General features: G+C 54.2%; 14 protein-coding genes and 6 pseudogenes. 13 read left to right on the top strand and 7 right to left on the bottom strand.

Going from position 1 to position 20,339, the window contains the following annotated elements:
- Positions 1-94 precede the first annotated feature (94 nt).
- Positions 95-645: pseudogene (locus tag LKE90_RS14490) on the top strand (type IV secretory system conjugative DNA transfer family protein); the annotation flags it as partial.
- 336 nt (positions 646-981) lie between these two features.
- Here LKE90_RS14490 and LKE90_RS14485 read toward each other — a convergent pair.
- A pseudogene (locus LKE90_RS14485) lies at positions 982-1,656 on the bottom strand (DNA methyltransferase).
- Between the two features lie 346 nt (positions 1,657-2,002).
- Between LKE90_RS14485 and LKE90_RS14475 the strand changes: the two are divergent.
- Positions 2,003-2,551: a hypothetical protein gene (locus LKE90_RS14475; protein ID WP_291494253.1), complete on the top strand. Its 549-nt coding sequence runs from the start codon at positions 2,003-2,005 to the stop codon at positions 2,549-2,551.
- Between the two features lie 81 nt (positions 2,552-2,632).
- Here LKE90_RS14475 and LKE90_RS14470 read toward each other — a convergent pair whose 3' ends face one another.
- The gene (locus tag LKE90_RS14470) at positions 2,633-3,052 is read right to left on the bottom strand and encodes a tyrosine-type recombinase/integrase (protein WP_366509560.1); all 420 of its coding nucleotides are present in this window, start codon (positions 3,050-3,052) and stop codon (positions 2,633-2,635) included.
- Between the two features lie 111 nt (positions 3,053-3,163).
- On the opposite strand from LKE90_RS14470, the gene LKE90_RS14465 reads away from it, so the two are divergent.
- Positions 3,164-3,385 (top strand): hypothetical protein, encoded by a 222-nt coding sequence (locus tag LKE90_RS14465; protein ID WP_291494251.1) that lies wholly within the window; start codon positions 3,164-3,166, stop codon positions 3,383-3,385.
- A 425-nt stretch (positions 3,386-3,810) separates the two neighbouring features.
- A pseudogene (locus LKE90_RS14460) lies at positions 3,811-4,074 on the top strand (transposase); the annotation flags it as partial.
- 214 nt (positions 4,075-4,288) lie between these two features.
- Here the strand turns inward: LKE90_RS14460 and LKE90_RS14455 are convergent.
- Both LKE90_RS14455 and LKE90_RS14450 read right to left on the bottom strand, forming a co-directional pair.
- Positions 4,289-4,432, bottom strand: a pseudogene (locus tag LKE90_RS14455) (transposase); the annotation flags it as partial.
- 306 nt (positions 4,433-4,738) lie between these two features.
- Positions 4,739-5,647, bottom strand: a complete 909-nt coding sequence (locus LKE90_RS14450; RefSeq protein WP_291494249.1) for a LysR family transcriptional regulator — start codon at positions 5,645-5,647, stop codon at positions 4,739-4,741.
- 264 nt (positions 5,648-5,911) lie between these two features.
- Here LKE90_RS14450 and LKE90_RS16590 point away from each other — a divergent pair.
- The 3 genes and pseudogenes from LKE90_RS16590 to LKE90_RS14440 form a co-directional block, all read left to right on the top strand.
- Positions 5,912-6,102, top strand: a pseudogene (locus LKE90_RS16590) (transposase); the annotation flags it as partial.
- Between the two features lie 20 nt (positions 6,103-6,122).
- On the top strand, positions 6,123-6,278 hold the full coding sequence (locus LKE90_RS16585) for a hypothetical protein (RefSeq protein ID WP_407066102.1): 156 nt from the start codon (positions 6,123-6,125) through the stop codon (positions 6,276-6,278).
- A gap of 88 nt (positions 6,279-6,366) precedes the next feature.
- Complete coding sequence (locus LKE90_RS14440; RefSeq protein WP_291494291.1) at positions 6,367-7,374, top strand: formamidase; 1,008 nt, start codon at positions 6,367-6,369, stop codon at positions 7,372-7,374.
- 3 nt (positions 7,375-7,377) lie between these two features.
- Here LKE90_RS14440 and LKE90_RS14435 read toward each other — a convergent pair whose 3' ends face one another.
- Positions 7,378-8,274 carry a response regulator transcription factor gene (locus LKE90_RS14435; RefSeq protein WP_291494247.1) on the bottom strand — a complete coding sequence of 299 codons (897 nt, stop codon included), beginning with the start codon at positions 8,272-8,274 and terminating at the stop codon, positions 7,378-7,380.
- Positions 8,271-11,624 (bottom strand): hybrid sensor histidine kinase/response regulator, encoded by a 3,354-nt coding sequence (locus tag LKE90_RS14430; protein WP_291494246.1) that lies wholly within the window; start codon positions 11,622-11,624, stop codon positions 8,271-8,273. Before LKE90_RS14430 ends, LKE90_RS14435 begins: the two co-directional genes overlap by 4 nt.
- 192 nt (positions 11,625-11,816) lie before the next feature.
- Between LKE90_RS14430 and urtA the strand changes: the two genes are divergently transcribed.
- The 5 genes from urtA (at position 11,817) to urtE (ending at position 16,751) form a co-directional block, all read left to right on the top strand.
- Positions 11,817-13,079 carry an urea ABC transporter substrate-binding protein gene (urtA, locus tag LKE90_RS14425; RefSeq protein WP_291494244.1) on the top strand — a complete coding sequence of 421 codons (1,263 nt, stop codon included), beginning with the start codon at positions 11,817-11,819 and terminating at the stop codon, positions 13,077-13,079.
- Between the two features lie 96 nt (positions 13,080-13,175).
- Positions 13,176-14,102, top strand: coding sequence for an urea ABC transporter permease subunit UrtB (gene urtB / locus LKE90_RS14420; protein WP_291494242.1), 927 nt, complete (start codon positions 13,176-13,178; stop codon positions 14,100-14,102).
- Between the two features lie 50 nt (positions 14,103-14,152).
- Positions 14,153-15,268 carry an urea ABC transporter permease subunit UrtC gene (gene urtC / locus LKE90_RS14415; RefSeq protein ID WP_291494240.1) on the top strand — a complete coding sequence of 372 codons (1,116 nt, stop codon included), beginning with the start codon at positions 14,153-14,155 and terminating at the stop codon, positions 15,266-15,268.
- 12 nt (positions 15,269-15,280) lie between these two features.
- A complete protein-coding gene (gene urtD, locus LKE90_RS14410; protein ID WP_291494238.1) occupies positions 15,281-16,027 on the top strand; it encodes an urea ABC transporter ATP-binding protein UrtD in 747 nt (248 codons plus the stop codon).
- A 7-nt stretch (positions 16,028-16,034) separates the two neighbouring features.
- Entirely contained in the window at positions 16,035-16,751 is a 717-nt protein-coding gene (urtE, locus tag LKE90_RS14405) for an urea ABC transporter ATP-binding subunit UrtE (protein WP_291494289.1), read from the top strand.
- Here urtE and LKE90_RS14400 read toward each other — a convergent pair.
- Positions 16,724-16,927, bottom strand: a pseudogene (locus LKE90_RS14400) (integrase core domain-containing protein); the annotation flags it as partial. The gene urtE and the pseudogene LKE90_RS14400 sit on opposite strands and share 28 nt — an antisense overlap.
- Before the next feature lie 352 nt (positions 16,928-17,279).
- Between LKE90_RS14400 and fdnG the strand changes: the two are divergent.
- On the top strand, positions 17,280-20,333 hold the full coding sequence (gene fdnG / locus LKE90_RS14395; RefSeq protein WP_291494236.1) for a formate dehydrogenase-N subunit alpha: 3,054 nt from the start codon (positions 17,280-17,282) through the stop codon (positions 20,331-20,333).
- Positions 20,334-20,339 lie beyond the last annotated feature (6 nt).

Raw genomic sequence — 20,339 nt, 5'->3', positions numbered from 1 at the left:
CACCGGGCGAACGCGATATTCATCTGTGTCGCACGTTCCCCACCTGTCGGACCGGTCATGCCGGCATCGTATCTCCTGGGGGGGCTGTCGGGTCGCCACCAACGATGAGCGGACCGCGAACGTGTCTCGGACGCGCTCGGCACCGCCACAGAGATGAAGGCGATGAAGAACTATGCCGGACACCGGCTTTCGCCCTGGCTGGGCCATCTGATGGTTTCGCGCTCGGAAACGGCGCGCCCGCTGTTGACGGCCGGCGAGATCATGCAGCTTTCGCCCACGGACGAGATTGTCATGGTCTCCGGCCTCTACCCGATCCGTGCAAAGAAGGCCCGTTATTTCGAGGATGACCGCTTCCGCGAGCGTGTTCTTCCACCGCCAAAGCCCACACGTCCCAAGGACGGTTGTCCGGATGACTGGAGTAGCCAGCCCTTGCCCCCCAGGCCACCTGTTCCGGACACGGGAGCAGGTGAAGCGGCCACGGACGATGAGGAAGAAGATCCGAACTAGTCCGCCCGACGCCGTCAGCCTGAACTGGGCGAAGGCACTGTCGAAAAGAAAGAGCCGATGGAGAACGAGTTCACACTCGACCCGACTGATGAATTCGACGACATCGCACCCCGCAACAACCGGATGAACGATCTCATCTTTCATGGCCTCGTAGAAACCACGCTGGCCGTCATGTGTCAGTCCTTTGGCTTGCGCCAATTGGCGTATCGCTGGATCTTGCGAGAGTGTCTCGGAATAAAGGCGATCAATCACACATTGAATCTGCGGTGCGAATTGTGGACGAAAGAGGGGGGTGATCATGGTGACTCCGCAAGGAAAACGAGACCGTATTACGCGAAGGTTGGTCGCGATTATTCAGAGCGCGCTTCAAGTGGAACGGTGATTAATGCGGTCTTGTTTTTTCTTCCAATCCGTAAGGATCAGCGCGCGACTACTTCGTAGTAGGTGACAGGCCGGAAAGAGGGAGGGGGCGACTTATGCCGCCGCCCGTCTCTCGCCCCAATAGGCCAGCCGCCGAGATGCCGTGGCGGCGTGGGTTGCGTCCAGTTCCATGCCAGCCAGTCGCGGCCAAGATGCTGCGCCGCGACCAGGGACGAACCGGAACCGCAGAACGGGTCCAGAACCAGGCCGCCAGCCGGGCAGAAGGCATGAACCAGGGGCAATAGCGCCGCGACGGGCTTCTGTGTCGGGTGCATCCTGCTGCCACTATAGGGCATGTCGATCACGTCCGGGATGGACTGGCGGGGCAGCTTCGCGTCACCCTTGGCCAGTAGGTAAGCCGCCTCATGGGTGTAGCGGACGAACCGGGCGGATGACGCATAGGACTTGCGAAAGATGATATGCCCCATGGGCCGAAACCCCGCCGCCTTCCAGGCCGCCATGAACAGGTCAACCCGGTTCCACGCATAGAACGAGAGGGCGAACCCGCGGTCCTTCAAGACTCTGTGCATCTGGTTGAACGCCGGGCGAAGCCATGCGGTGTTGTCGTCATTGCGCACCGTCCGCCCGTCCCGGCCCCGGTAGTTCACAAGAATAAGGCGCGTCGGTGAGGATGAAATCCACGCTCTCGCGCGGCATCGCCCGCATGAGGGCAACGCTGTCGCCGTGAAGGATCACATTACGGAAGGCCCCATTCATATTGTCGGTCATATCCCCGACTCCTTTGCCGGTATCATCGCCGGGGGAAGCACCCCTGAGTGCTTCCCGGAGGCGGGTGACCGCGCGGGAGAATTGGGGACAAATGACGGCGGGAGTGGCCGGGTTGCGCGCCAGCGGGGCGAAGACCTGCGCCGTCGCGCGGCCCTGCCGCTCTGTAGGCGGCCTTTGGGGGAAGGGAGGCGAAGGGCCTTCCTTCCCCTTCTTTGTCGATAGAGATGTGGATATAATCTCTTGTTTGTGGAGACGGTAGAAAGACTCTTCAATGAAGAAATCGTCTCGACATAAAAAATAAAAATTTGCCAATTTATTGGATTAATTGTGGAAAGATCCGTCTCTGATGTTGAAAAAAGCGCGTAATAGGGCGATGGCCTCATATGTATTTGGGGGGTTATGTGGTTTTATGGCTATAATTTTGTTAATAGAAGAGGTATTAAAAATATCTTATATTTCAAATTTCCCCTTGAAATCCGATATTGTTCGGGATTTTTATGATAGATATATAGTAGTTAGAGCATTTTGGCACATAACTTCAGACCCCTCAAATGAAGTATTTAAGATATTCTACAATATCACCATAATGGTCGCGTTGAGTCTTTTTCTTGCAGGTGCTTGGTTTACGGACAGAGCACAACGAGATTTTAGGTTAATATCTGAAGCAGCCTCTTTTTTGGATCTTCAGAAATTGATTGGGTCAAATGGTAATAATCAATCTATCGGAAATATTCAATCTGATGGAAGTGTTACGATTAATCAAATAAATCATACGAATGAAGCGGTTGAAAAAATCGCGACAGGATTTTGGGATGGAATATTTGGAAAGCTGGTAGTGGGAGTTGTGTTTCCATTGCTCGTGGCGATAATGTCATTTTTTCTTGGATTGAAGTAGGAATGTAAGGATCATTTTCCTTCCGTTAACGTGAAAATCCGACTCTTTGAATAGAAAAGGCACATCGTCTGGGGTGGAAACTTAGTTGACCCTGTTTTCTAGCGCGACGTGCCCGAGCGCGCTGGCGATGGCATCCGCCACCTTGTTGGCGGTGGTGCGGACGGGATCGGTCTTGAGGTGGGCATACCGCGCGGTGGTCTGTACCTGCGTATGGCCCAGCAGCCGCCCGATCATGGTCAGGTCCGCGCCAAGCTGGAGCGCGTCCGAGGCGAAGGAATGGCGCAGATCATGGATACGCAGCGTGTCCAGCCCGGCCCGTGTGCGAAGCCGCCGCCGGGGTTTCTGGATGTCGGTCAGATACTGGCCCTCCATCTTCCCGGTGATCACATAGGGATTGCCGTCGATCCGGGGAATGTTCGCCAGCACGCCCAGCACCCGGTTGGCCTGATAGGGTGTCTCTTTCAGCCCTTGGTGCAATTCGACGACATCGGCGCGGGTCACGTCGATGTCCTTGGCCTTCCTGTTCAGGTTTCATCCAGACCTCAGACTGAATGCGCTCCTGCACACCCCGCTTTGTCGCAGGCATCCAGGCCATGTCATAAGGCAGCATAAATGAGCGATCCTATTTTATCAGAAGGCAATTTCTCCGTTGATAGCAATATAATAAAAATAGGAGAGACAAGTTATTCAGTATCCTCCATAGGAAGTGTCTCGTTAAAAAAAGAAGATAGCATATTTTCGGGAATTGTTTTTTTAATTTCTTTGTTTTTTGGGTTTATGATAGGTAGTTCGGAAGGGTTTATTTGGGGTTTTATTTCTTTTTTATCATTTTAATAATTATTGCCGGGATTGGTAAATCAAAGATAGAAGCAGCGACTTACAAAGTGATGATCAAAAACTCGTCTGGCGATCAGCCAATCCTCACGACGAAAAACAAGGAACAAGCCCTACGTCTAAAATCCGCGATAGAGGAGGCAATTCAGACTCGCGTCTGACACAACTTCATCAAGTTCTAAGCGGTCTCTGAGCGCAACCTGACACGCGGTCCGCGCTCAGCCCAGAAAGTGCAACACCAACTGTCCGAAATCGCCGAAATCCATTTTGGTGCAAAACCTCTCTAAGATCGCTTTTCCTCTGTGGATAAAACTGAACGCCGCGTTTCAATCGCGGCCACCTGCCAAATTTTATCCCACGGCGTCCCCGTTCGTCCCACGTAATCCCGGCCTACCCGTGGTGCAGAACTAAGTGTCCCCTTACAGTGGCTGCTGGCGGATCGAGGTTATGATGCTGACTGGTTCCGGGATGCTCTGGAGGAAAAAGGGATCAGGCCCTGCATTCCAGGAAGAAGATCCCGCGCAAAACCAGTCAAATACGACAAGCGAAAATACAAAAGACGCAACCGCATTGAAATCATGTTCGGCCGCCTCAAGGACTGGCGGCGGGTCGCAACACGCTACGACAGATGCCCGACCGCCTTCTTCTCAGCCATCTGCCTCGCCGCAACCGTCATGTTCTGGCTATGAGTCCTGAGCCTAAGGAACGCCCACCATTTAGTATGCCTGACGCCTCCACCATAAAACGACCACTTCGTTTCGAGTGAGCAGAGGCCAGATCTTCCAAATTTGCGATTTAAGTCTGATATCGGTCCGTCACACACCACGTTGATACATTGTTGCGATTCCGTTTGGGGATGACGGCGTTCTTCCAGTCACCAAAACGGACAGGCAGGTCACGCTAGGGAATGCCGGCACGGTAACGATACAGAACCGCTTCCACGGACAGACGGTTATCGGCAGCCGTTCCACCGACATGACCTTCGCGACCCGGGAGAAGATCTTTTATCCGTTCCCACTGGCTGTCACTCAGGCCATATCGTCGCATTCATTTTCTCCCTGAAAACAGGGAGAAAACATCACAGATCAGATGGAAGTACAAGCCTCATAGCGTCTGATGCTAACGGACGACATGCCCTAGAGTCCCGAAATGAGTATGGAGACGGTTTTTTTACGTTAACAGGAAAATGGCGAAAAATTGGTATTTTCAAACGTCATACATATGCTCCACGAGGCCAATTCATCATTAACAGATAAATTCCCAAAGAGATTTTTATAAACTAAGGAGCGACACCCATTACAATTCCCCCGATAAAAACAAAATATAATTTCTGTTTTTATAGCGAAACCATTTCTATTCATGCATACAAAAAAGAAATTTTTTTATCAATGAAGAAGTTTTTCCCTTAAGCGTAATAATCTCAATAGAATTAATGAACTGGATTTCTGACGGAAGTATTTTTTTATAATCATCTTTTCTCCAGAGTGAGTCAACATAGTGCGCTGGCAGAAATCCCAGATAACACCCACTTCCAATGAGCGTTGCAGCTAACTCCATGTTTTGAACAATAGCTTTTTGCTTAAAACTTCTAACAATTTCCGGAAGTCTTGTTGCCCTATTCAGATCATAACCACAAAAACTGTATTTTTTATGCTTTATTTCGCTGATGTTTTTAGGTGGATTTTTAAACAACTCATGACCAACAGAACAATACAGATGATTCACTTCTCCATGAAGAAACTTATATTCTATTTTTTCTACAGCTCTCCTTTTAAATATAATACCAACATCAAATTCATTATTAACAATGCCAGATTCAACTTCTTCCGTTGTTTTTGAAGTTAAATTAAGGAGAACGTCTGGATAAAGCGTGCAGAAGTTATTGAGGACTGCCGTCAGCCTGAAACTTTCATCCGTAATCAAAGCGTCCACTACCGCCAAACGCAGGGTACCGCTGACTTCTGTGTTCAAGCTTGAAATTTCATGCTCAAAACGCTCGATATCATACAAAAGCCGTTTGCAGTAATCATACAGACGTAAACCGTGTTCCGTAACAGAAAAACCAGCCTTACCCCTTCGGCATACAGTTACACCAGTGCGAATTTCCAAATCAGAAACGCAACGACTAATCGCAGGCAATCCAATCTGCAAAACCGGTTCGGCAGCCGCAAACCCTCCGCATTCTACAATAGTACAGAACACTTTGATCAAACGAACATCGCTACCCGTGATCTTTCCACGAAATTTTTTCTGTAAACTCATTCATATCCGCCTTCTTATTCATGCGAACTCAGCATGTTCTGCAAAAATGGGAGGAGTCGAAAACCTTCCATTCCGGTACCGGAATAATAACCAATTGATCTTACCAAAGTCCAGACGACCGATGCTATCCAGAGGAACGGCACGCCAGCATCAATACTCCGTTCGATCATTGCCAAGACATGCACCGATCTGGTCGCAAACCTCACATCAGCGAGGACAAGAGTCCGCTTCATGTGTTCAGACTTTGATGTCCAGTTTTTCGCGATCAACGCGGTGCACGATTTGATTCGATCCGGCTGCGGCTGGCGGATGCTTCCGATTCATTTCGGGTCTTGGCGACGGTCTATGGCTGGTTCAGGGAATTGGTCCGACGGTTCCTGCTCCAGACCATTCAAGACGTGGGACTGATGCTGGAACGGAAGCGGTCGAGCCATGAAGCGAATCAGTCGGCTGGATGACAAGATGGCCACGTTTCATGCACGACTACGATCGCCGCCTCGATATCTCACAGGCCATCATCCTCATCGCACTGGGCGCCAGTCTCATCCGAAAAACGCTCATCCCTGAATTGCCTTTAGAACCACCATTTTACGTCAAACGACGTATGGGCCTGAATCCACATGACGCGTGACGATTATCTCCTGGGTCGGGAGCGTGAAGTCTTCGATCCGCTGTCTGACTGGCCGAGTAGGGCTGTCGTTTTTGCAAAGGAGCAGTTCATGGGAAGCACAGGGAGTGTGAGCGCGTGGGAAGAGGCTCTTCTGGTCGCGCTGATTCAATATCCGGTCCCGGTCATCAAAGGTCCTGAAGATATCCAGACACAGGTTGATCAGATCTGCCGTGCGGTCGATTCAACGAAGGCCGGATACCCGGATCTGGACGTCATTGTGTTCCCGGAATATTCGACGCAAGGGCTGAATACGTCGATCTGGACCTACGACGAAATGCTGCTGACGGTCGAAAGTCCGGAAATCACCCGTTTCAAGGAAGCATGCAAGCGCAACGATGTGTGGGGGGTTTTCTCGCTCATGGAGCGAAACGAAGATCCGTCGCTGCCTCCCTACAATACAGCTATCATTATTAACGCTGATGGTGAGATCGCACTGCATTACCGCAAATTGCAGCCCTGGGTGCCGATCGAGCCCTGGTCGCCGGGAAACTTTGGAATGCCGGTCTGCGATGGTCCCAAGGGATCACGTCTGGCGGTATGCATCTGCCATGACGGCATGTTTCCGGAACTGGCGCGTGAAGCGGCCTATAAGGGAGCGAATGTCTATATCCGCATTTCCGGCTATTCCACGCAGGTTAACGACCAGTGGATATGGACCAACAGGACCAACGCCTGGCAAAATCTGATGTACACCATATCCGTCAACCTTGCTGGATATGACAATGTGTTTTATTATTTTGGTGAAGGTACAGTCTGCAATTACGACGGCAACGTGATCCAGCAGGGACATCGCAACCCCTGGGAAATCGTTACCGCCGAGCTGTTCCCACGTCTGGTGGACAAGGCGCGTGAAAACTGGGCGCTGGAAAACAATATCTTCAATCTGGGGTGCCGCGCCTATGTCGGCAAACCGGGTGGTGAGAAGGCTAACTATCTGACCTGGGTACGCGACCTTGCCGCTGGAGAATATAAACTTCCCTGGGATGACAAAGTCCGTATCCGCGATGGCTGGAAATATTATCCAGACGGCGTGAAACTTGGACCGATGCCCAAATAGTTTCTATCCATGAAGTGCCTGGAGAACACGGGCGGTTGCGGCCGCCCTGTTTTCCACACCGATTTTTATGTAGACCTGTTCAAGATGTTTATTGACGGTTCGATGGCTGATCGACAGGATTTCAGCAATATCCCGATTGGTTTTGCCTTTTGCCACCCAGAACAGAACCTCAGCCTCCCTTACCGTCAGTCCCAGTTTGACCTGTAGGCACGTAATGTCCTGTCCATCCCTGACAACAGTCAGACGGACCAGAAATTCATCGGATTCAGACTGCCCCATAAAATTGAATTCGATACCATACTCCGTGTCCTGCTGCCTGTAGCTGGTATCGACGGATGATGATGTATTGATACAGGTCAGCAGCCAGCGCAGTGTGTCCGCAGACAGCTTCGGCGTCGCGTCATGTGCTGCGCCACTTCCAATGATGGCGGGAACCTGCGGAGAGAACCACTGCACGACGCCTTCCCGGTCAGTGGCCAGGAAATGGCGGCCCGAAAAATTTATGGCCCGAAAAATATTCTTGGTTTTTCTAGCATTATCCAGATGTGTGCGCGTGCGGGCCAGCAGTTCGGCTGGCTGGATGGGCTTGATGATATAATCGACGCTGCCCGCTTCAAATGCCAGAACAATGTCATCCTGTCCGGACAGGCCGGTCATGAAAATGACTGGAATATCACAGTAATCCGGGATCGTTTTCATGATGCGGCACATCTGGAATCCATCCTTCCCCGGCATCACGGCATCCAGCAATACCAGATCGACCGGAACATCGGCCAGAATGGCCAGACCGTCGTCCGCCGACTGGGCCACAAGGACCGTAAAGCCTCCAGCTTCCAGAATGTCCGTGGCGAGAGACAGATTGACAGGTTCGTCATCCACGACAAGTACAATGCTGGTCATTCCCGCTCCTTGTAGTTGTCGAGGAAAGAGCGCAGTTCCCCGATCTGAAAATGTTTCGCCATGTCACGGATAATTCGTGCATCGTCCGGTGCGGTGTCTGCAACCGTATCCAGAAAGCGCAATAGACCAGCGATATGGCCAAGCCGGGCCAGTCGCCGGAGTTCCGACAGGTCTGGGGGTGTCAGCAACTGGTTTGTCGTGTTCTTGACAGCAGGTTCGGAAGTGGAAGCAGCGGGAACCAGCGTTCGGTCAATCAGAGTCAGTAGTTCGGAGATCGAAATGGGCTTGGACAGGATACCATCGCACAATCCGTCGCGATTTGTCTGGGTCCTTACCTGCTCGTCGGCGGAAATGATCAGGATAACGGAGGCACGATTGCTCCCCTGACGTAACCGGCGCGCCAGTTGCCACCCGCTCATGCCAGGCATGTTGACGTCCAGCAGAAACAGGTCGATCGAAGCATGAGCCGCGATATCCAGACATTCCTGTCCATTGGAGGCAGAATAGACCACGAAGCCCAGCGGCTCCAGAGCATCGTTGATCATGCCTCTATGAATCGGATCGTCATCGACGACGAAGACGCTGGGCCGACGTTTTCCCATTGCCATTGATCCCGTTTCCGTCAGCAGGCTGATCGGCGGCACCGTTCCTGCATCAGACTGAGCGCTGGCCAGCATCAAGCGCACGCGACAGGAGGTCCCCTGTCCGACCTTGCTGGAAATCGTCAACTCTCCTCCCAGAATCTGGACTAACAGGCGCGTTATGGTCAGCCCCAGACCGGTTCCGGGAATACGATGGGAATTCGGGTGAGAACTCCGCTGGAATGGTTCGTGAATACGCTCCATGTCCTCCTCCGGGATACCGATTCCGCTATCCCGGATTTCGAATGTCGCAATTTCAGTCCCCCAGCGGACTGAAAATGAAACGAATCCCTGATTGGTGAATTTTATCGCGTTTGACAGCAGGTTGATCAGAATCTGCCTCAGCCGACGCTGGTCGGTGATGACGTAATCCGGGATCGTGTCTGGAATATCCTCAATAAAATCAAGGTTTTTCTGATTGGCCTGAAAACGCAGCATATCCGTCAGATGCCGCAGGAAGTCGCGCAGGTTGATTTTTTCGTGCAGCACATCCATCCGGCCTGCTTCGATCTTGGAGATGTCGAACAGCCCCTCGATCAGGCCGCTCAGATGCTCGGCGCTGCGCTGGATGATCTTCAACCCCTCGTCACGTCGTGCCGGTGTCAGCATCCGGTTTTCCAGCAGATAGGCATATCCCATTATCGAATTGAGTGGAGTGCGAATTTCATGATTTACGCCGACCATAAAACGGCTTTTTGACAGGTTGGCCGATTCTGCACGCTCCTTGGCTTTTTTCAGTTGCTGGTCAGTGCGACGGTGAGCCCGTATTTCTTTCATCAGCAGTCTGGTCTGGTAACGGTTTTCGTCTTCAGCCGTACGATAGCTTCGCTGGTTCAGGACCACGAACCATGCCAGCACTGCCTGTGGCAGCAGCAGCAGAAAGAACGTCTTCCAGAAAACCGCGTATAGTCCGGATGACTGAACAGCGGCGAATGGCACGATCGCAGCATACAGTCCGAAGAGAACGCCGCCGGCACAGACCATCAGCGCGAACAGAATGGCCAGATAGCGGCAGATGATCCCGAAGTTGGGTGTCATGATCGCCTTCGGCAGCAGTGCGCGCGCCAGAGATGCGATCTGGCCGCTCAGACGTGCGCCATCCGGCTTGCAGGCGTCACGGCAGCGTGAATCCAGACTACAGCACAGCGAGCATATGAAGCCCGCATAGACGGGACAGCGGGCAATGTCCTCGCCTTCAAAACTGTTCTGACAGATGACACAGGTATAACGGTTAGCGTTCACCGGCGGGACGAAGCGACGTCGCGCCAGATAGTACCGGCCCCGCGTTGCCCAACCGATAAGCGGCGCCAGACAGAAAGCGCAAACCAGTCCGGCCATCGGGGCGAAGACAGTGAAGGCGGGACCGAACACCCCAAGGTAGAGAGCCGCCGCCGCCGCGATGCCCCCGGTCATGGCGCCGATACCGACGGGATTGATGTCGTACAGATAGGCCCGACGGAATTCGATCCCCGGCGGACTGAGCCCCAGCGGCTTGTTGACGACCAGATCGGACGTCAATGCACCGATCCATGAGGCCGCAACGGTCGAATGCAGAAACAGCAGACTGATGATGGTGCTGTAGATGTCCATTTCCATCAGTAGCAGGGCGAGTCCGACATTGAACGCAAGCCACACGACGCGACCGGGGTGGCTGTGGGTGACACGCGAGAAGAAATTGGACCACGCTATCGACCCGGCATAGGCGTTGGTGATGTTGATCTTGATCTGGGATAACGCAATGAAAAGAGTGGTCAGAGCGAGCGCCCAGCCGGGGTGGGCTGTTACCTGCCTGAACGCCATCAGATACATTGTCGTCGGTTGCTGTGCGATGGCGGAGGGCTCTCCGTGACGCAGTGTCAGCCAGGCCAGAAACATACCCGCCAGAATCTTCAGTCCGCCCGCGAAGATCCACCCCGCGCCACAGGTCAGAATGACCGTCCACCACGCCCATTTCTGTCGTCCATTCTGCGGGACGGGGAGAAAGCGCAGAAAATCCGATTGCTCACCGATCTGGGTGACAACAGAAAAGATGATGGAAAAAGCAGCCCCTATTCCCATCAGCCGGGGCATGGACGGATTCTGTCCCGCATAATGCGACCACCCAGCCGCTGCATCAGGCTGTCGCCACGCGATAACCACGAAGGGCAAAAGCTGAAGCGCCAGCCACGGTATGACTGTCCATGCCTGAAACCGGCTGATGAGCGTGAAGCCGCGTGCAACGATGGGTATGACGACCAGTGTGGACAGGATGTATCCCAGCCAGAGCGGAATTCCGAGACTCAGTTTCAGGATATCGGACAGGATCGCGCCTTCGATGGCGAAGAACATGAAGGTGAACGATGCGTAGACCAGCGAGGTCAGTGTCGATCCGATATAGCCGAAGCCCGCTCCGCGCGTGAGCAGATCGATATCAATACCGCAGCGCGACGAATGATAGCTGATGGGGAGACTGAGCAGGAAAATCAGCACCACGCCGATCAGCAGCGCCAACGTTGCGTTGGTGAAGCCGTATTGCAGAAACACCAGACCGCCGATCATTTCCAGCGCCAGAAATGACACGCCTCCAAAAGCAGTGTTGGCGACGCCCGGTAATGACCAGCGCCGGGCCGAACCCGGCGTGAAACGCAAGGCGTAGTCTTCCATCGTCTCGTCCGCGACCCAGCGGTTGTAGCTGCGACGCGACATAATGATCCGTTGATGTGGAAACATGCGCCTTTCCGTACGGCCGAACAGGACAGGCATCCGGTTGGCATCACTCTACATATCGAAACCAGAACAAAGAAGCGTCTTTTGCTTCCGTCCTGGTACGTCAATCGACGTATGGAAAATGCGCTACCCGATCCTGAATTCTTGTCTGGTCGTCCCAAGAGCACGAACACTTGCAGCGAAGGTGAACAGATAATGCCTGACAGAAAGAATCCGTTGAACAAGCAATCCAGTCGCCGCAGGGTTCTGATGGGCATGTCGGCGCTCCCCCTCGGTGCGCTGATGCCGCGTCTGGCCAGAGCGGATACCCCGGCCACGGCGCTGATCAACAAGAGCGGTCTGGCCGTCACCGACGACAGTGTGACTGTCGGTATTCTGCATTCCATCACCGGTACGATGGCGTTGAGTGAAACAGGGTCGGTTGAAGCCGAGAAGCTTGCGATCGCGCAGATCAACGAGGCGGGCGGCGTTCTGGGACGCAAGATCAAATTTATTCAGGAAGATGGCGCAAGCGACTGGCCGACCTTCGCCGAGAAGGCGCGCAAATTGCTGGAAAACGATAAATGCGCCTCAGTATTCGGCTGCTGGACTTCTGCCTCGCGCAAAGCGGTACTGCCGGTTTTCGAGCATTACAACGGGCTGCTTTACTATCCGACTTTTTACGAAGGACTGGAGCAGTCCCGCAACGTGATCTACACCGGTCAGGAAGCGACGCAGCAGATTCTGGCAGGTCTGGACTGGATTTCCAAGGAAAAGAACGCCAAGACGTATTATCTGCTTGGGTCGGACTACATCTGGCCGCGCACCGCGAACAAGATCGCACGCAAGCATATTGAAAATCATCTGAAGGGATCACGTGTTGTGGGAGAGGAGTATTTCCCTCTTGGCGATGCGCAGTTCAATTCAGTCATCAACAAGATCAAGCTCATGAAGCCCGACGTGATCTACGCGATCATTGTTGGCGGTTCGAATGTCGCCTTCTACAAGCAGCTGAAAGCCGCTGGACTGGATCTGTCGAAACATAATCTGATGACCATTTCGGTCACGGAGGACGAAATTCTTGGTATCGGTGGTGAAAATATCGCCGGTGCTTACGCCTGCATGAAATATTTCCAGAGTATCGCGACTCCGGAAAACCAGAAATTCGTCGCGGCCTTCAAGAAAATGTGGGGAGAGAACAGCGTAATCGGCGACGTGACTCAGGCCGCCTATCTGGGGCCGTGGCTTTGGAAAATGAGCGTCGAAAAAGCTGGCTCTTTCGATATCGACAAGGTTATCGACGCATCACCGGGGATCGAATTCAAGGATGCGCCTGAAGGGTATGTCCGCATTGCCAAAAACCATCATTTGTGGAGCCGCACATTGGTTGGGCAGGCCCGGACGGACGGACAGTTCAATGTCATCTATCAGACGCCCGATCTGATCGAGCCCAATCCTTTCCCGGTCGGGTATCAGTAAAAACCCTTATTACAGAAATATTTTTCATGTCATAGGTCGCGTTCAGGCAGTGTCTGCCTGTGTCGCGGCCATGTGTCCTTCATCAGGAGGATCTCGATGTTCGCGGGATATTCGATCAACGATCTGGCGTCGATCTTCGTCATGCAGAGTTTCGCCGGACTGATTCTGTTTTCGGTTTTTCTCCTGATGGCATTGGGACTGGCGATCGTGTTCGGCCAGATGGGCGTCATCAACATGGCGCATGGCGAATTCATGATTCTGGGCGCTTATACGACCTATGTCTGCTCGCAGATATTCGAGCGATGGTTGCCCGGTCTGTTCGGCCTTTACTTCTTCTTCGCCGTGATTCTGGCCTTCATCGTTGCTGGTGGAATCGGGATGTTGCTGGAATGGTCACTGATACGTTTTCTCTACAAGAGGCCGCTCGACACGCTGCTTGCAACCTGGGGCGTCAGCATGATCCTGCAACAGGTTCTGCGTTCGACGTTCGGCGCACGCGAGGTCGGCGTGACGCTGCCCTCGTGGATGATGGGGTCATGGGACCTGACCGAGACCATCCAGATTCCGATCAACGGGATGATCGTCATCACTCTGACGTTGCTGATTACCGGCGGTGTCTACGCGCTTCTCTACCGTTCCGGCTGGGGCAAGCAGGTGCGGGCGGTGATGCAGAACCGGACCATGGCCGGTGCGGTTGGCATCGATACCGAGCGGGTCGATCGCACAACATTCGGGCTTGGTTGCGGTGTGGCTGGCGTCGCCGGTGCAGCTTTTACCATGATCGGCTCCACCAGCCCGACGGCGGGACAGCAGTATATCGTGGATACGTTTCTGGTAGTCGCTTTCGGTGGGACGGAGAGTCTGGGTGGCACGATAGCCTCGGCTTTCAGCATTTCGCAGGTGCGTTCAATCCTTGAATTCTTCTTCAACGGCTCAATGGCGCAGGTGGTCGTTCTGCTGACGGTCGTGGGAATACTGATGATCCGTCCGCAGGGTCTGTTTGCCATCAAGGTCAGGCGTTGAAGATGCCGAAGGGCATTCAGGCCAAAATTTCCATATTTCGGGAGAAAGACATGCTTTCCCTTCAGAACCGCAAGGATATCCTGTTCTTCAGTATCCTCGCCGTGGTTCTTCTGGTCGTGCTGCCCGCGGGGCTGGATGCGTTTCGCCTGACGCTGGTCGGAAAATATCTGACCTATGCCTTCGTGGCCATCGGGCTGGTCGCCTGCTGGGGCGACACGGGAATCCTCAGTCTGGGGCAGGGAATATTCTTTGGCCTTGGCGGGTATTGCATGGCGATGTTCCTGAAACTCCAGGCCTCGACACCAGAAGCGACCAAGAGTCAGTCCACTCCGGGGATTCCCGATTTCATGGACTGGAACCAGATCACAGCCTTGCCGTGGTTCTGGAAACCATTCCACAGCCTGTCCTTCACATTTCTGGCCGTGCTGGCAGTTCCGACGCTTCTGGCCATGGTCATTGGCATCGCCATGTTTCGCCGCCGTGTGGGTGGCACTTATTTTGCAATCATCACACAGGCTATCGCGTCGATCCTGACCATCCTTATCATCGGACAGCAGGGCTATACCGGTGGCGTCAACGGCATTACCGATCTGCGAACTCTGGATGGTTGGGATATCCAGAGTGACCACGCGAAACTGGTCCTTTATTACGTCGGCGCGGTTCTGCTGCTGGTCTGCATGCTGATGGTCCGTTTCGTGCGGCGCAGTAAGCTGGGCCGTATCCTGCGCGCGATACGGGATCAGGAAGACCGGGTCCGGTTTTCCGGATACAATGTGGCGAACTTCAAGATTTTCATCTTTGCGTTCTGCGCGGCCATGGCCGGTATCGGTGGCGCCCTGTTCACGCTGGAAGTCGGATTCATGTCGCCGACCTTCGTCGGGATCGTGCCGTCCATCGAAATGGTCATTTACTGTGCGGTCGGCGGACGGAACTCCCTGTTCGGAGCGGTGTACGGCACATTGATCGTCAACTGGGCACGAACGAGTTTTTCAGAATCGCTCCCCGAACTCTGGACCTTCGCGATGGGGGGACTGTTCATCGGAATCGTGCTGTTTCTTCCCGGTGGTCTTGCCAGCCTCTACCGGACTCACCTCGACCGATATGTGGACCGCTTTCTGAGCGTGCTGGGCAGCAGGATCTCCAGCACCACCGATGAAAAGGCGTAGGGAGAGACCAGCATGACAACAACGAACGAACCCCTTCTGGAAGTTGAAGGACTGAGCGTTTCTTTCGATGGCTTCAAGGCTGTTGATGATTTGTCATTCCGTATCAATCGCGGCGAGATCCGCGTCATCATCGGGCCGAACGGCGCGGGCAAGACGACGGTTCTGGATCTGATCTGTGGTCGCACGGCAGCCACATCCGGGTCCATCCGTTTCGCTGGACGCGAACTGACACGGATGAAGGAATACGACATCGTGCGCTCAGGCGTAGGGCGGAAGTTTCAGACGCCTTCCGTCTATGAGGATCTGACGGTGTTTGAAAATCTGGAGATATCCTATCCCCGCGGTCGAGGAGTCTTCGAAGCTCTGTTTTTCCGGCAGGACCGGGCCATGCTCGAACGGATCAACGACATTGCTGCGATGATCTATCTGGATGACAAACTGGATCAGCAGGCCAGCGGGTTGAGTCATGGCCAGAAACAGTGGCTGGAAATCGGTATGCTGCTGATACAGGATCCGGCGCTGTTGATGCTCGATGAACCGGTTGCAGGCATGACAATCAGCGAACGTGTACGCACAGCGGAACTGCTGCAACGTATCATCCAGTCACGTTCGGTTCTGGTCATTGAGCACGATATGGGTTTTGTCGAGAAAATTGCCCATCAGGTCACGGTTCTGCACCAGGGACGCATCATATCAGACGGCTCCATGGAGCATGTGAAAAATGATCCTAAAGTTGTGGAGGTGTATCTTGGGCATTGAAAGCGGCATGGCCCCGGCTCCGGTTATGGGCACGTTGCTGGATGTAGGCGACCTTCACGTCGCTTATGGAGCCAGCGAAGTCCTGCATGGCATCAATCTGCGGATCGCTCAGGGCGAGATACTGGTCCTGATGGGACGAAACGGGATGGGTAAAAGCACGCTCATGAAGTCCCTGATTGGCAATATGGGCATCCGGTCAGGAACAATCCGCTTGGAAGGGACGGAACTGGCTTCGCTGGCGGCTTGTGAGCGCGTAAAGGCCGGTTTGGCTTATGTGCCACAGGGACGGATGATTTTTCCGGCGATGACCGTGAAAGAAAATATCGAAACCGGATTATTCGTGCGTGGAAAATCGAGCATTCCCGAAAGGCTGTATGCGTTGTTTCCGGTATTGAAGGAAATGGGGACACGGAGAGGAGGCAACCTGTCCGGTGGCCAGCAGCAGCAGCTTGCCATTGCCCGAGCCTTGGCGACAGAGCCGAAACTGTTGCTGCTCGACGAACCAACCGAGGGAATTCAGCCTTCGATCATCCGGGATATGGCCAGAACACTCCGCAGAATTCGCGATGAAAGTGGGCTTGGGATCATGGTGTCGGAACAGGTGCTTAGTTTCGCACTGGATGTCGCGGATCGGATCATCGTGATTGAAGGCGGTCGTATCGTGCATGAAACGACACGAGCAGACGCGGATATCGATCAGTTGACGCGCTTTCTGTCAGTCTGACTGTGATCCGGGCAGCGGTAGCTGGCGAATGCCTTGTCGGCGTGTTGAGCGAAAGCATCTGAGGTCATGCCATTGAGACTGGTGTGGGGCCTGACGGCGTTGTAGTCGGCCCGCCAGTCCGCGATGACCGTCGGTGCGTGGGCGATGTTACGGAACAGATGCTTATTGAGGCATTCGACCTCGCACGGACAGCACGATAACGGTGATGGATATGACTGTTTCGGCTGCGAACGTCGTCACCGTTGCAACCTCTGACCTCTGAACGACACTGAAATTTCCGGCCAACGTGTTGATGTGTCCGTCGGTTCTCTGAATATGAGGAAAATAGCCGGTTTGAGAAGTTGTGGTTATGTTGGCCGGTTCCGGTCCGGCAGCACAACTATATACAGAGAAATATAGATAAAAGAAGCGTGTTTTCCTGTTGTTCTGAATAAAAATCACTTTTTTATGATCCGTATCAAAGACAATCTCAATAAATTTCAGATATATGCTATCCGACTTATTGATCAGGGTAGCAGGATATCCCTTATGACGACCCTTGGGCGTAGAGACTTTTTGAAAAACACCGGCGCTTGCATCGCCGGTGCCAGCGCTGTCGCTCTTGGGTTTACGCCGCCTCTGGCCCATGCGCAGGAGACGCGACAGTACAAGCTCCTGCGGGCGAAAGAGACACGCAACAACTGCACCTACTGCTCGGTCGGTTGCGGAATCCTGATGTATTCGCTTGGTGACGGCGCAAAGAACGCGAAACCCAGCATCTTCCATATTGAAGGCGATCCGGACCATCCTGTGAGCCGTGGTTCGCTGTGTCCGAAGGGTGCGGGGCTGGTTGATTTCATCCACAGCGAGAGCCGCCTGCAATATCCGACCTATCGCGCGCCGGGCAGCAATGAATGGAAGCGGATAAGCTGGGATGAGGCGACCAGCAGGATTGCCCGCCTGCTGAAGGATGACCGCGACAAAAACTTTATCCAGCGCAACGAGAAAGGCGAACTGGTCAATCGCTGGCTCAGTTCTGGTATGCTGGCGTCTTCCGCAGCCAGCAATGAGACCGGTCTGCTGGATTTCAAGTTTGCCCGCTCCCTTGGAATGCTGGGTCTGGATTGTCAGGCCCGTCTCTGTCACGCTCCGACGGTCTCAGCTCTTGCTCCGAGTTTCGGGCGTGGCGCGATGACCAACAACTGGGTGGATATCAAGAACGCCAATGTCGTTCTGATCATGGGCGGCAACCCGGCTGAAGCCCATCCGGTTGGTTTCAAATGGGTTATGGAAGCCAAAATCCGTAACGCCGCCAGGGTGATGGTGGTTGATCCCCGCTTCAATCGCAGCGCCGCCGTTGCGGATTTCTATGCGCCGATCCGGGCAGGGTCCGATGCGGCCTTCCTGCTGGGCGTGATCCGATATCTCCTGAGTCAGGACAAGATTCAGCATGAGTATGTGATCGCCTATACGAATGCGGCGCTGATCGTTCGGGAAGACTTCGAGTTCCATGACGGCATCTTCACCGGTTATGACGCGGCGAAGCGCAGCTACGACATGGGGTCGTGGGACTATGAGCGCGACGAACAGGGGTTTGCCAGAAAAGATCCCACGCTCCAGAATCCGCGCTGTGTCCTCAATCTTCTCCGGCAGCACGTCAGTCGCTACACGCCCGAACTCGTCTCGCAGATCACAGGCACGTCCGAAAAGGATTTCCTGCATGTCTGTGAGGAACTCGCCTCCACCAGTGTCCCTGATCGCACGGCAACCATGTTGTTCGCCCTTGGCTGGACGCATCATACAAACGGCGCGCAGGTTATCCGCACGGCAGCCATGATTCAGATGCTTCTCGGCAATGTCGGGATGCCTGGCGGCGGTCTGAATGCTCTGCGCGGGCATTCGAACATTCAGGGCTACACGGATCTCGGCCTGCTCTCCACACGTCTGCCGGGCTATATGAACCTTCCGAAAGACAGTCAGCAGACAATCGAGACGTATCTGGAGGCCACGACACCGAAGAGCGATGAGCCGAACGAGGTCAATTACTGGCACAACACACCCAAATTCTTCGTCAGCCTGATGAAAACCCTCTGGGGCGATCATGCATCCGCGGACAACAGCTGGGGCTATGACTGGCTGCCGAAATGGGATCGCAGCTATGACATGCTGGCCTACTTCGAACTGATGCATCAGGGAAAGGTTAACGGCTACATCGCGCAGGGCTTCAATCCGCTTGCCGCGATGCCCGACAAGAACCGGATGCGCGAAGCGCTCTCGAAACTGAAATTCCTCGTCACGATCGACCCGCTGGATACGGAAACCTCCAACTTCTGGCGCAATGAGGGCGTCTACAACGACGCAAAGCCGGAAGAGATCCAGACCGAGGTCTTCCGGTTGCCATCCACCTGCTTTGCTGAAGAAAACGGTTCAATCGTCAACTCGGCCCGCTGGCTTCAGTGGCATTTTTCGGGTGCAAAACCGCCGGGCGATGCCTGGAGCGACGGGCGTATTCTCGGCACCATCTATACAAAGATGCGGGATTTGTACACGAGGGAAGGCGGAACCTGCCCCGAACCCGTGCTGAACATGCAGTGGAATTACCACGATCCGGAAGAGCCGACCCCGGAAGAAGTGGCGCAGGAATCCAATGGATACGCCCTTGCGGACATTCAGGACGCCTCAGGTCAGGTCGTGGTGCGTAAGGGTGAGCTGCTGCCCGACTTTTCTGTCATGAAAGATGATGGGACGACCAGCAGTTACTGCTGGATCTTTGCCGGTTCCTGGACGCAGGCCGGAAACCAGATGGCGCGCCGCGATAACACCGATACCGGTCTTGGCAACACGCCGGGCTGGGCATGGGCATGGCCCGCCAACCGACGGCTGCTGTATAACCGCGCATCGCTGGATCCGCAGGGGCGTCCGTGGGACCCGCGCCGCCAGATCATCTCATGGGACGGAAAGCGCTGGGGCGGAGCGGATGTGCCTGACTATCCGCTCACCTCCCCTCCCGGCAGTGGCGTCGGGCCGTTCATTATGCAGAGTGAAGGCGTGTCGCGCCTGTTTGCCGGCCGGTCCATGGCTGATGGCCCGTTCCCGGAACATTACGAACCCACCGAAAGTCCTGTCACGGGGCCTGCGCTTGGCAAGGTCGTCCGGCACAATCCTGTTGCCCGCATGTTTGCCGATGAGATGTCCCGTATGGGCAGTCCGGATCAGTTCCCCTATGTGGCCACGACCTACTCCATCACGGAACTTTTCCGTCACTGGACGAAGCATTCGCATCTGAATGCCATCATGCAGCCGGAGCAGTTCGTGGAGATTGGCGAACGGCTTGCCGGCAAACTGGGAGTCGTCGCGGGCGACAAGGTGCGCGTGTCTTCAAAGCGCGGTTACATTGAGGCAAAGGCTGTGGTCACCAAGCGGCTCAAGCGCCTCAATGTGATGGGAAACGATCTCGATCAGGTCGGTATTCCCTGCCACTGGGGTTTCAGGGGAGCGACACGCAAGGGCTTCCTTGCCAACACCCTCACGCCCGCCATAGGCGATGCAAATTCCCAGACGCCGGAATTCAAGGCCTTCCTTGTCAATGTTGAGAAAGCCTGAGGAGCA

It is taken from the genome of Acetobacter sp. (assembly GCF_022483985.1).
Classification (GTDB): domain Bacteria; phylum Pseudomonadota; class Alphaproteobacteria; order Acetobacterales; family Acetobacteraceae; genus Acetobacter.
The sequence above is the reverse complement of the archived record's forward strand: the minus strand, read 5'-3'. Positions and strand labels throughout refer to the sequence as shown.